The 12,411-nt window shown below is 65.4% G+C and carries 11 protein-coding genes; 3 read left to right on the top strand and 8 right to left on the bottom strand.

The window, feature by feature from the left end; translation table 11 throughout:
- Positions 1 to 294: 294 nt before the first annotated feature.
- The 8 genes from QSJ95_RS25850 to ppsA all read right to left on the bottom strand — a co-directional run bounded on the left by QSJ95_RS25850 (position 295) and on the right by ppsA (position 9,152).
- Entirely contained in the window at positions 295 to 1,356 is a 1,062-nt protein-coding gene (locus QSJ95_RS25850; RefSeq protein WP_009618731.1) for an OmpA family protein, read from the bottom strand.
- Positions 1,357 to 1,473: 117 nt separating this feature from the next.
- On the bottom strand, positions 1,474 to 2,064 hold the full coding sequence (gene sigX / locus QSJ95_RS25845; RefSeq protein WP_024128632.1) for an RNA polymerase sigma factor SigX: 591 nt from the start codon (positions 2,062 to 2,064) through the stop codon (positions 1,474 to 1,476).
- A gap of 75 nt (positions 2,065 to 2,139) precedes the next feature.
- On the bottom strand, positions 2,140 to 2,964 hold the full coding sequence (locus QSJ95_RS25840) for a mechanosensitive ion channel family protein (protein ID WP_009618727.1): 825 nt from the start codon (positions 2,962 to 2,964) through the stop codon (positions 2,140 to 2,142).
- A 2-nt stretch (positions 2,965 to 2,966) separates the two neighbouring features.
- Complete coding sequence (locus QSJ95_RS25835; RefSeq protein ID WP_009618725.1) at positions 2,967 to 3,215, bottom strand: hypothetical protein; 249 nt, start codon at positions 3,213 to 3,215, stop codon at positions 2,967 to 2,969.
- A gap of 54 nt (positions 3,216 to 3,269) precedes the next feature.
- Positions 3,270 to 4,268 carry a divalent cation transporter CmaX gene (gene cmaX, locus QSJ95_RS25830; protein WP_009618723.1) on the bottom strand — a complete coding sequence of 333 codons (999 nt, stop codon included), beginning with the start codon at positions 4,266 to 4,268 and terminating at the stop codon, positions 3,270 to 3,272.
- A gap of 82 nt (positions 4,269 to 4,350) precedes the next feature.
- The gene (gene rraA, locus QSJ95_RS25825) at positions 4,351 to 4,839 is read right to left on the bottom strand and encodes a ribonuclease E activity regulator RraA (RefSeq protein WP_009618721.1); all 489 of its coding nucleotides are present in this window, start codon (positions 4,837 to 4,839) and stop codon (positions 4,351 to 4,353) included.
- A gap of 905 nt (positions 4,840 to 5,744) precedes the next feature.
- Positions 5,745 to 6,707, bottom strand: coding sequence for an alpha/beta fold hydrolase (locus QSJ95_RS25820; protein ID WP_285646307.1), 963 nt, complete (start codon positions 6,705 to 6,707; stop codon positions 5,745 to 5,747).
- Between the two features lie 75 nt (positions 6,708 to 6,782).
- Positions 6,783 to 9,152, bottom strand: coding sequence for a phosphoenolpyruvate synthase (gene ppsA / locus QSJ95_RS25815; protein ID WP_009618717.1), 2,370 nt, complete (start codon positions 9,150 to 9,152; stop codon positions 6,783 to 6,785).
- 165 nt (positions 9,153 to 9,317) lie between these two features.
- On the opposite strand from ppsA, the gene ppsR reads away from it, so the two are divergent.
- The 3 genes from ppsR (at position 9,318) to rloB (ending at position 12,410) form a co-directional block, all read left to right on the top strand.
- Complete coding sequence (gene ppsR, locus QSJ95_RS25810) at positions 9,318 to 10,136, top strand: posphoenolpyruvate synthetase regulatory kinase/phosphorylase PpsR (protein ID WP_009618715.1); 819 nt, start codon at positions 9,318 to 9,320, stop codon at positions 10,134 to 10,136.
- Between the two features lie 202 nt (positions 10,137 to 10,338).
- A complete protein-coding gene (gene rloA / locus QSJ95_RS25805) occupies positions 10,339 to 10,878 on the top strand; it encodes a retropepsin-like aspartic peptidase RloA (protein ID WP_043272133.1) in 540 nt (179 codons plus the stop codon).
- Positions 10,879 to 10,883: 5 nt separating this feature from the next.
- On the top strand, positions 10,884 to 12,410 hold the full coding sequence (gene rloB, locus QSJ95_RS25800) for an osmotic stress tolerance membrane protein RloB (protein ID WP_058070251.1): 1,527 nt from the start codon (positions 10,884 to 10,886) through the stop codon (positions 12,408 to 12,410).
- Position 12,411: the final 1 nt, after the last annotated feature.

Genomic DNA, 12,411 nt, shown 5'->3' with positions numbered 1-12,411 from the left:
AGGCAGCGCTTTTAGTACATCGTGAAAACGGCTTATCCTGAACATCTTGCGGGGGCTGTGAGGTTGAGTTGGCGCTCAACGGTTTAACCCGTGCCTTCAGCCCCCGCAAGCCCTCCAGACGCCCCCTTGAAAATATTCCGGACAGTAGTGCGCGAACGCGGGAATGACGATGGGGAGATGGGAGCACAGAGCCAAGAACCACAAACGAAGCCCTCTCCCAAGCACCTGAACAGACTTTTTCGCAGGCAAAGAAAAACCCGGCCGAAGCCGGGTTTTTCCTGGAACTCAGACCAATTACTGCTGCTTGGCCTGGGCTTCCACTTCGGCTTCTACGCGACGGTTGACGGCGCGGCCTTCAGCGGTGCTGTTGTCAGCAACCGGACGGCTCTCACCATAACCCACGGCGTTCACGCGGCCGCCTTCCACACCGTACTCGTTGACCAGCACGTCACGAACGGCGTTGGCGCGACGCTCGGACAGTTTCTGGTTGTAGGCGTCGGTGCCGACGGAGTCGGTGTGGCCTTCAACGGTGGTGGAGGTGGACGGGTACTGCTTCATGAAGTCAGCCAGGTTCTTGATGTCAGCGTAGCTGTTCTCTTTGACCTTGGACTTGTCGAAGTCGAACTTGACGTCCAGCTGGACGCGGACGACTTCAGCGACGGCCGGGCAGCCGTTGGCGTCAACGGTGACGTTGGCCGGGGTGTTCGGGCACTTGTCGACGTTGTCGCAGACGCCGTCGTGGTCTTCGTCGGAGCAGACTTCAGCGACCGGCTCCGGAGCCGGGGCCGGCTTGGCGCCGCCACCGAAGTTCATGCCGACGCCGACGCCAGCCATCCACTCGCCCTGGTGACCGTTGTCACGCTTCTCCAGGCCGTACTGGCCGTCGAGGCTGGCCTTGGCGAAGAAGTTCTCGGTGAAGTAGTACTTCAGGCCGGCGCCGATGTTGGCCATGGTCAGGTTCTGACGGCCGCCGTTCTCGCTGTTGACGTTGGTCAGGCTCTGGTGACCGATGCCGGCGGAAACGTACGGACGCAGGCCGACACCCGGGGTACCGAAGTGGTAGATGGCATCCAGGGAAGCCAGGTTGCCATGGACCTTCTTGTTGCCGGACTCGTAGGTGCCACGAATGTCGTGGTATTCACCGTAGGAGAGCGCCAGCTCGACGTCGTCGGTCAGGAAGTAGCCGACGGAACCGCCGTAGAGGTCCCCGTTCTTCATGTTGCGGGTGCTGTCAGTGAAGTAGCGCTTGCCGAAGGCTTCGGCTTCGACTGCGCCTTGGCCTTGAGCGAAAGCATTCACGGCGGAAGCAGCGATCATGGAGCCGATCACGACGCCCAGGGTGTTCTTCAGTTTCATCCGTTAAATCCCCATCTTGGTGGTCAGTAAGCCGATGACCGCCGACAAAAGGCAGGCCATACAACTTGCGGGCAAGTTTATCAGAACTTGCGAATTAGAGAGACAACATTTACCCAACTATGTTTCGGATATGCCCGAAAACTTTTCGCGCAGCCGATCCAGTGCACGCTTGTATCGCATCTTGGTCGCACTCAGGCCCATGTGCATGATGTCGGCGATCTCCTGGAATTCAAGCTCTGCGACAAATCGTAGCACCAGAATTTCCCGATCGATGGGATTGACATGTACCAGCCATCGGTCCAGGCCGCCTCGCTCCTCGACCTTCGGCGCCTTCTCCTCGGAAGCCTCCTCGAGCGGGTCCAGGCTCAGCGCATCGAGCAGCCGGCGCTTTCGTCTTTCCTTGCGATATTGGGTTATGCACTCGTTGTAAGTGATGCTGTACAACCAAGTTTTGAACTTCGATTTGCCCTCGAAGTTCTTCAATCCATACAGCACCTTGAGCATCACTTCCTGGCACACGTCGTCGGCATCCCGATCGTTGCCCAGATAGCGCGCGCAGACGTTGAACAGCGTGCGCTGGTATCGGCGCATCAGCTCCTCGTACGCCCGGGTGACGTGGAACAGCTCGTCATGGGCGCGCTCCACCAGCTCCTCGTCGGTCAGCTGGCGCGGGTCGTAGCGCTGGGACAATGGTTGCGGCTTGTTCAAGTCGGGTTCGGGCCAGGTCATGTCGGCCGCCGACGCGGCTTACGCGAAGCGGCGTCGGCGTTGCACGGGATCATCTCAGCGGCTGGTCACACGGCGCTCGAGGAGCACGCGGTTGGCAATGGACACCAACTCGCCCTCATCGGTCATCAGAATAGTCTTGATGGTGCCGATTTCTTCGATGATGCCTTCGACATCGTCCACTTTCACCTCTTGCCCGACCTGGTACAGCTCGCGCACGTAGATGCCGGCGATGATCTGCCCGGCGATCTCCCGGCTGCCCAGGCCCAGGGCCAGGGCAGCGGCGAGGCCGACGGTGATCAGCACGATGGCGATGATGTAGTTGAGCAGGTCGGTCTTGACCTCGAGCTGGCCGACGGCCACCGAGATGCTGATGATGATCACCAGCCACTGGGCCACGCGCCCCAGGCCGCCGGCGTATTCCAGGCCGACGCCCTCGGCGGCGCCGCGCACCACGCTGTTGAGCAGTTGCGCCAGGAGCACGCCGACGATCAGCACCAGGGCCGCGCCGAACACCTTGGGCAGGTACAGGGCGAGCACGTCGAGGGTGGCGGAGACGCGCTGCAGGCCCAGGGATTCGGCGGCGGAGACCAGGAACACCAGCAGCACGAACCAGTAGACGATCTTGCCCACCAGGGTCGAGACCGGCACCTGGATGCCGATGCGGGCCATCAGCTTGGTCAGGCCGGTGCCGCCCATCAGGCGGTCCAGGCCGAGCTTGGCCAGCAGCTTGGACAGCAGGGCGTCGAGCAGCTTGGCCACGACGAAGCCCAGCAGCACCACCACCAGGGCGCCGAGCAGGTTCGGGATGAACCCGGCGAGCTTGCCCCACAGGGTGTTCATGGCGGTGAGCAGGCTTTGCGTCCAGATATCGAATTGCATCTTCAGTCGGCCTTGTCAGCGGAAGGGGCGGAATTCTGCGGGCGCCGGGACACCGGCGCAAGGTGGGCGGCGCCGCGGCTCACGCCCAGGCTCAGGGCTTGCAGCCAGTGGCCCATGAGGCTGAACAGGTCGCCGGCGCCAACCTGGCGGTTGGCGGTCTTCAGCACGCGACCCAGGCGCGCGTCTTCCTCCGGCTCCTGGTCCGGCATGCGCAGCAGGTTGCGCAGGGATTCTTCGAACGGATCGTGCATGCACAGCTCTCCTTCGTGTGCTGCCTTGACGCAGCCACACCCCCACAAGTCACATCAGAGCCAGCGCAGGCGGCGGAAGATCCACCACTGGGTCGCGGCGATCACGGCCATCAGCAGGCAGGCCATGGCGAAGCCGTGCGGCGCGCTGGAGCCCGGAATCCCGCCTACGTTGATGCCCAGAAGCCCGGCCACGAAACTCATGGGCAGGAAAAAGCCGGTGATGATACCAAGAATGTACATGGTCTTGTTCATCCGCTCGGTGATCCGCCGGTGCTCGGCCTCCTGGATCAGCGAGATGCGCTCGCGCACCAGCTCCAGTTCCTCGAGGTTGCGCGTCAGGCGATTGTACAGCTCGTTCCAGTAGTCGGCGTCGTCGCCCAGCGTCCAGGACAGCTTGATCCGCGTGAGCTGCGAGTAGATGTCGCGCTGCGGCGCCAGGTAGCGCCGCAGGCCCGCGGAGCGCCGGCGCAGGGCGCGCAGCTCGGCCTGGTCGGGCACGTTGCGCTCGTCTTCCTCGATGGCCTCCTCCATGGCGTCGAGTTCGTCGGCCAGGCCGCCGATCAGGGTATCGATGCGGTCGGTGAGGTAGTGCGCCAGGCTCAGCACCAGCTCCGAGGCGTTCTTCGGGCCGCGCCCGGCGGCCAGGTCCTGGCGCAGGTCGGCCACCGCCTTGAGCGGGCGCAGGCGCAGGGAGATCACCCGCTGCTTCTCGGCGAACACTCGCAGCGAGACCATGTCCTCGGGCACCGCGCCGGGGTTGAGGTTGACCCCGCGCAGGAACAGCAGCAGGCGCTCGGCGCCCAGGTCCAGCAGGCGCGGGCGGGTCGCCTCCTCCAGCAGCAGGTCGCAGGTGAATTCGTTCAACCCGCTGGAGTCGCGCAGCCAGGACTGCGCCTCGGGGACACCACGGTCCCAGTGCACCCAGAGGCTTTCCTCGGGCTTGAGGTCCAGCAGCGGCAGTTCGCTGCGGGAAATCTGCCGGCCACCGCCGTGGCCATCGAGGACGTAGCCGTAGATCAGCCCACGCTCGGTGCCGCTTTCGTATTGCTGCATCGCCTGTTCCATGAAGTGCCAGAGATGCCGGGCGCCGCCGGCAGGTGCGGTCATTGACCGGCGAAGGCGCCCGGCGTTCAGCTCACTCGGGCATTTTCAGGGCCTGGGGGGAGACGATGATGCCGTTGTTGTCGGCGTAGACGAACTCGCCCGGGCGGAAGGTGACGCCGCCGAAGGTCACGGCCACGTTGAGGTCGCCGATGCCGCGCTTGTCGGTCTTCATCGGGTGGCTGGCCAGAGCCTGCACGCCCAGGTCGGTCTGCGCGATCACATCGACGTCGCGGATGCAGCCGTAGACCACGATGCCTTCCCAGCCGTTCTTCGCCGCCTTCTCGGCCAGCATGTCGCCCAGCAGCGCGCGGCGCAGCGAGCCGCCGCCGTCGACCACCAGCACCTTGCCCTTGCCGTCCTTGTCCACCTGCTCCTTGACCAGCGAGTTGTCCTCGAAGCACTTGATGGTGACGATCTCGCCGCCGAAGGAGTCGCGACCGCCGAAGTTGCTGAACATGGGCTCGACGACCTGGACCAGGTCGGGATAGGCATCGCACAGATCAGGGGTGACGTATTGCATGGAGAGACTCCTTGGAGTGTCGGGATGAACCTGCGGCGGACCGGCGGAGCGGCGATGAAGCCCGGAATGACCGGAACCCGGCTTGGCGTCACAGTCTAGCGACTGTCACGCCATCCGCCTACGCCCGCCGCCCTGCTCCGCGGCTTGGCGCCTTTCGCCGGGAGGCACGCGTAGGGCGCATAACGCCTACGGCGTTATCCGCCGCCTGGCCTTGATTGCCGGCGGCGCCAGGGTTGACCTGGGCGTTGGCCATGGCCTCGGTGTATCGGCGGATAACCGCGAACGGTTATTCGCCCTACGCCGCCCCACCTGCACCATTCCCCTGCGCGCGAAATCGCGGGCAGGGCCCGCTCCTACAGCCCGCCGGATGGCACGGTATTCCTCCCCCCGTAGGAGCGGACCTTGTCCGCGATAACCGGACGTCCCGGCGCGGATCGCGAATAAGATCCGCTCCTACGCTGCCCCACCCACGCCATTCCAATGTAGGAGCGCGCCCTGCGCGCGAAATCGCGGGCAGGGCCCGCTCCTACAGCCCGCCGGATGGCACGGTATTCCTCCCCCGTAGGAGCGGACCTTGTCCGCGATAACCGGACGTCCCGGCGCGGATCGCGGATAAGATCCGCTCCCACGCTGCCCCACCCGCGTCATTCCCCTGTAGGAGCGCGCCCTGCGCGCGAAATCGCGGGCAGGGCCCGCTCCTACAGCCCGCCGAATGGCACGGTATTCCTCCCCCCGTAGGAGCGGACCTTGTCCGCGATAGCCGGACGTCCCGGCGCGGATCGCGGATAAGATCCGCTCCTACGCTGCCCCACCCATGCCGTAACCATGTAGGAGCGCGCCCTGCGCGCGAAATCGCGGGCAGGGCCCGCTGTCCTACGAAAAGCACCTCGGCGCAGCCTGTAATCCTACGGGTTGCCGGGAGGCAGGGCCTGGTGCTGCAGCCAGTGCAGGACCCGCGGCCAGACCTCGCGCTGGGCGCTCTTGCTCACCAGCATCTCGACGTGCCCGAAGTTTTCCGAAAAGCCCTGCCGGCGCCCCAGGCAGAGGTATTCACGGACCTCGGAGCCGAACTGTTCGAACAGCTTGCGGCAGGCCCAGGGCGGGTCCTGGCGGTCGCCCTCGGCGCTGACCGCCAGCACCGGCGCCGTCACCTTGGCCAGGCCGCCCCACCAGTCGTTGTCGCGTTCGCCGAAGCGGCCGAACAGGCCGTACCAGCGCAAGGCCTCCAGGGCCAGGCCGATGGGCTCGTCCTCCGGGCCGCGGCGCAGGCGCGGGCCGGGGATCACGCCCATGCGCTTGAGCAGCAGGCGCCCGCTCCAGGCCACCGGCGGCAGCTTCAGCGCCCAGTAGTCGCGGCTGACCTGGCTGCCGAACAGGGCCACGCTGGCCACCTGCTCCGGCGCCAGGTAGCCGCCGCCGAGGGTCGCCGCCAGGCTGATGCCGCCCAGGGAATGGCCGATCCAGTGCGGCGCCTGGCCGCTCTGCTCGACGACGAAGGCGGCGATGGCCGGCAGGTCGAAGCGCGCGTAGGCGGCGACGCTGTTGCGCGAATAGTCGAGGTTGCGCGGCGACAGGCCGTGGCCGCGCATCTCCGGTATCCACACGTCGAAGCCGGCGCGCGCCAGGTACGGCCCCAGGCCGATGCCCTTGGGCGAGTACCAGAAGCGCCGGTTGGAGAAGCTGCCGTGCACCAGGATCACCGGTACGCCACGCTGCTCGCGGCCCGGCAGGCCCAGGCGGGTCAGCGCCAGCTCGACGCTGGGGTCCGGGCTGTTGTTGGGTTTCAGGCGGTAGACGTCCTCGGTGAGGTCGCCACGCAGTTCGGCGCTGACGAGCGCCACGGGAAAGAGTCGGCTACTGCTGTGCATGTCGTTGGATGGGCTGGCACGAAAAAGGGCGGGTGCAAGCACCCGCCCTTCCTGAACCCGCAGGTTCGGTTGGCGTCAGGCCTGGCCTTCGGCCAGGAAGAACCAGGTGTCGAGCACCGAGTCGGGGTTCAGCGAGACGCTCTCGATGCCCTGCTCCATCAGCCACTTGGCCAGGTCCGGGTGGTCCGAGGGGCCCTGGCCGCAGATGCCGATGTACTTGCCGGCCTTGTTGCACGCCTGGATAGCGTTGGCCAGCAGCTTCTTGACCGCCGGGTTACGCTCGTCGAACAGGTGCGCGACGATGCCCGAGTCGCGGTCCAGGCCGAGGGTCAGCTGGGTCAGGTCGTTGGAGCCGATGGAGAAGCCATCGAAGAACTCCAGGAACTCCTCGGCCAGCAGGGCGTTGGACGGCAGTTCGCACATCATGATGACCTTCAGGCCGTTCTCGCCGCGCTTCAGGCCGTTGGTGGCCAGCAGTTCGACCACCTGGGAAGCCTCGCCGAGGGTGCGCACGAAGGGCACCATCAGCTCGACGTTGGTCAGGCCCATCTCGTTGCGGACCTTCTTCATCGCCCGGCATTCCAGCTCGAAGCAGTCGCGGAAGGATTCGCTGATGTAGCGCGAGGCGCCACGGAAGCCGAGCATCGGGTTCTCTTCTTCCGGCTCGTAGAGCTTGCCGCCGATCAGGTTGGCGTACTCGTTGGACTTGAAGTCCGACAGGCGCACGATGACCTTCTTCGGCCAGAAGGCCGCGGCCAGGGTGCTGACGCCCTCGACCAGCTTCTCGACGTAGAAGCCCACCGGGTCGTCGTAGCCGGCGATGCGCTTCTCGACGCTTTCCTTGATGTCGGCCGGCAGGCTGGCGAAGTTCAGCAGCGCCTTGGGGTGCACGCCGATCATGCGGTTGATGATGAATTCCAGGCGGGCCAGGCCCACGCCCTCGTTGGGCAGTTGGGCGAAGTCGAAGGCGCGGTCCGGGTTGCCGACGTTCATCATGATCTTGAACGGCAGCTCGGGCATGGCGTCGACCGAGTTCTGGCGCACGTCGAAGCCCAGCTGGCCTTCGTAGATCAGGCCGGTGTCGCCTTCGGCGCAGGACACGGTGACCTGCTGGCCGTCCTTCAGCACGGCGGTGGCGTTGCCGCAGCCGACCACGGCCGGGATGCCCAGCTCACGGGCGATGATCGCCGCGTGGCAGGTACGCCCACCGCGGTTGGTGACGATGGCGCTGGCGCGCTTCATCACCGGCTCCCAGTCCGGGTCGGTCATGTCGGAGACCAGCACGTCGCCGGGCTGCACCTTGTCCATCTCGGAGACGTCGTGGATGACCTTCACCGGGCCTGCGCCGATGCGCTGGCCGATGGCGCGGCCTTCCACCAGGACCTTGCCCTTCTCCTTGAGCAGGTAGCGCTCCATCACGGTGGCGCTGGAACGGCTCTTCACGGTTTCCGGGCGGGCTTGGACGATGTACAGCTTGCCGTCGTCGCCGTCCTTCGCCCATTCGATGTCCATCGGCCGCTGGTAGTGCTTCTCGATGATCAGCGCCTGCTTGGCCAGCTCGGTGACCTCGGCGTCGGACAGGGCGAAGCGCGCGCGGTCGGCCTTCTCCACGTCGACCACCTTGACCGACTTGCCGGCCTTGGCTTCGTCGCCGTAGATCATCTTGATCGCCTTGCTGCCCAGGTTGCGGCGCAGGATCGCCGGGCGGCCGGCTTCCAGGGTGGGCTTGTGCACGTAGAACTCGTCGGGGTTCACCGCGCCCTGCACCACGGTCTCGCCGAGGCCGTAGGCGCCGGTGATGAACACCACGTCACGGAAGCCGGATTCGGTGTCCAGGGTGAACATCACCCCGGCGGTGCCGGTTTCCGAGCGGACCATGCGCTGCACGCCGGCGGACAGGGCGACCAGCTTGTGGTCGAAGCCCTGGTGCACGCGGTAGGCGATGGCACGGTCGTTGAACAGGGAGGCGAAGACTTCCTTGGCCGCGCGGATCACGTTGTCCACGCCGCGGATGTTCAGGAAGGTCTCCTGCTGGCCGGCGAAAGAGGCGTCCGGCAGGTCTTCGGCGGTGGCCGAGGAGCGCACGGCCACGGCCATGTTGTCGTTGCCGCCGGCCATCTCGGCGAAGGCCTTGCGGATGTCGGCGTCCAGCTGGGCGGGGAACTCGGCGTCCATCACCCACTGGCGAATCTGCGCGCCGGTCTTGGCCAGGGCGTTGACGTCGTCGACATCGAGGGCGTCCAGGGCGGCGTGAATGCGGTCGTTCAGGCCACTCTGCTCGAGGAAGTCACGGTAGGCCTGGGCGGTGGTGGCGAAACCACCGGGAACCGAAACCCCAGCACCGGCGAGGTTGCTGATCATTTCGCCCAGGGATGCGTTCTTGCCCCCCACACGTTCGACATCATGGACGCCGAGCTTATCGAGGGAAACTACGTACTCTACCAAGGTGATCTCTCCACTGAATGTTGGAAAAGCTCAAACGGGCCACCGCGACACCGCCCCTTTCTGGCCGCGGCCAGAAAAATAAGTGACAATGCCCCGGCAGGAGGCCTTGCAAAAGCGCGGCCTATCATACTCAGGATTCTTTCCTACATTAAGGCCCGCAGCGCAATGAAACGTACGGCTTTCTTCATTTCCGACGGAACCGGCATCACCGCCGAAACCCTCGGCCAGAGTCTTCTTGCGCAGTTCGAGAACATCCATTTCCACAAACTGACGCGACCGTACATCGACACCGAAGAAAAAGCGCGCGTCATGGTACAGCAAATCAACGCGGCTGCGCAGGCGGACGGCGCCCGCCCGATCATCTTCGACACCATCGTCAACCGTGAGATCCGGGCGGTCCTGGCCCAGTCGAACGGCTTCATGATCGACATCTTCTCGACCTTTTTGTCCCCTCTGGAGCAGGAATTATCCGCGGACTCGTCGTATTCCGTCGGAAAATCCCACAGCATCGGCCACAATCCGCACTACATGGAGCGGATCGACGCGGTCAACTTCGCCCTCGACAACGACGACGGCGCCCGCACCCACTACTACGACAAGGCCGACCTGATCCTGGTCGGCGTGTCGCGCTGCGGCAAGACGCCCACCTGCCTCTATATGGCAATGCAATATGGCATTCGTGCGGCGAACTATCCGCTGACCGAGGAGGACATGGAGCGCCTGCAGTTGCCCAACGCCCTCAAGCCCTACAAGGGCAAGCTGTTCGGCCTGACCATCGACCCCGACCGGCTCACCGCCATCCGCAACGAGCGCAAGCCCAACAGCCGCTACGCCAGCTTCGCCCAGTGCGAGTTCGAGGTGCGCGAGGTGGAGAACCTGTTCCGCCGCGAGAACATCGCCTACATCAACTCCACCCATTTCTCGGTGGAGGAGATCGCCGCCAAGATCATGGTGGAGAAAGGCGTCGAGCGCCGCCTGAAGTAGCCCCGCACGGCCCTGTGAACCGACTCACGCTGCCGCCCGCCGGGGCCTGGCGGGTGTCGTCACACGGCACCTGCGTGCTAGAATCGCGCCCCGCATCCCTCCTGGGGGGCCCAGGCCCCGGCCAAGGATGACTCGCCCGCAGGCCGTGGCGTTTGCCGGATGTACCCGTTCACTGGCCTACGGCCCCCAGCGCTCAGGACTTATGAGACTCAAGCCCACAGCCCTGCTGCTCCTGATTTTCCTGGCGGCCTTCGGCGGCCCCGCCGGCGCCGCCGGCAAGACCGTCTACGGGCTCATCGAATACGCCCACATCGGCCAGCTCGACCAGGTGCTGGCGGCCAAGCTCGACACCGGCGCCAAGACCGCCTCCCTGAGCGCCCGCGACATCAAGCGCTTCAAGCGCGACGGCGAAACCTGGGTGCGCTTCTACCTGGCCACCGACACCGCCGACAGCCAGCCGCTGGAGCGGCCGCTGGCGCGCATCAGCAAGATCAAGCGGCGCCACGGCGACTTCGACCCCGACGAGGGCAAGGCCTACACCGCGCGTCCGGTCATCGAGCTGGACGTCTGCCTGGGCAGGCTGCGCCGCACCATCGAAGTGAACCTTACCGACCGCAGCGCATTCCAATATCCCCTGCTGATCGGCTCCGACGCGCTCAAGCGCTTCGGCGCCCTGGTCGACCCCAGCCTGAAATACGCCGCCGGCCAGCCCGGTTGCCCCGTTGCGAAACCTGCCGAGTAAAGCCCATGCGCTCCATCAACCTGCACCTGAAGATCCTGATCGCCATCCTGGTGGTCCTGGGCGTTTCCATCACCGCCTACCAGATCTTCATCCTCGGCATCCCCATGACCGAGGCGGAAACCGACGACCTGTGGAACATCGACGCCAAGGTCGAATTCCTCGCCACGCCGAAGACCCCGGTCAAGGTGCAGATGTTCGTGCCGCCGCTGACCCAGGGCTACGTCAGCCTCAACGAGAGCTTCGTCTCGAACAACTACGGGGTGAGCATCAACCGCGCCGACGGCAACCGCAAGGTGACCTGGTCCTCGCGCCGCGCCAACGGCAAGCAGACGCTCTACTACCGCCTGGTGCTGACCAAGCGCTTCAGCGGCGAGCAACCCAAGGAAAAAGGCCCGATCTTCCGTGACAGCCCGCCCCTGGAAGGCCCGGAGAAGATCGCCGCCGAAGCGCTGATCGCGCCCATCCGCCAGCACTCGGCGGACATCGAGACCTTCGTCAGCGAAACCATCAAGCGCGCCAACAACCTGGCCGACGACAACGTCAAGCTGCTGCTGGCCGGCGACACCAGCCTGGAGAAGCGCTCGTACATCGTCGAGACCCTGCTGGCCCAGGCCCACGTGCCCATGGAGCGCGTGCACACCCTGCGCCTGCTGGCCAACCAGGCGCAGAGCCCGGAGCTGTGGCTGCGCAGCTACAACGGCAAGGACTGGCTGTACTTCAACCCCGAGACCGGCGAGCGCGGCCTGCCCGCCGACCGCCTGATCTGGTGGCTGGGCGACGAGCCGCTGCTGGCGGTGGAAGGCGGCAAGAAAGCGCTGATCAGCTTCAGCCTGAACAACAGCGAGATGAACGCCATCCGCCTGGCCAAGCTGACCAACGAGAACACCGACGCGTCCTTCCTCGACTACTCGCTGTACGGCCTGCCGCTGTCCACCCAGCAGACCTTCCAGATCATGATCATGATCCCCTTCGGCGTGCTGGTGATCCTGGTCCTGCGCAACCTGATCGGCATCCAGACCCTCGGCACCTTCACCCCGGTGCTGATCGCCCTCGCCTTCCGCGAGACCGGCCTGCAGTGGGGCATCGGCCTGTTCACCGTGATCACCGCCCTGGGCCTGTCGCTGCGCTCCTACCTCGAGCACCTGAAGCTGCAGATGCTGCCGCGGCTGTCGGTGGTGCTGACCTTCGTGGTGGTGATGATCGCCGCCATCAGCCTGCTCAGCCACCGCCTGGGCTTCGAGAGCGGCCTTTCGGTGGCGCTGTTCCCCATGGTGATCCTGACCATGAGCATCGAGCGCCTGTCGATCACCTGGGAAGAACGCGGCGCCGCGCACGCCATGAAGGCGGCGGTGGGCACCCTGTTCGCCGCGGCCCTGGCGCACATCCTGATGCGCGTGCCGGAGCTGGTGTACTTCGTGTTCACCTTCCCGGCGGTGCTGCTGCTCCTGGTGGCCTTCATGCTGGCGATGGGTCGCTACCGCGGCTACCGCCTGACCGAGCTGTTCCGCTTCAAAGCCTTCCTGAAGGACTGAG

The sequence above is a fragment of the Pseudomonas sp. NBRC 100443 genome, assembly GCF_030268185.1.
Classification (GTDB): Bacteria; Pseudomonadota; Gammaproteobacteria; order Pseudomonadales; family Pseudomonadaceae; genus Pseudomonas; species Pseudomonas citronellolis.
The sequence above is the reverse complement of the archived record's forward strand: the minus strand, read 5'-3'. Positions and strand labels throughout refer to the sequence as shown.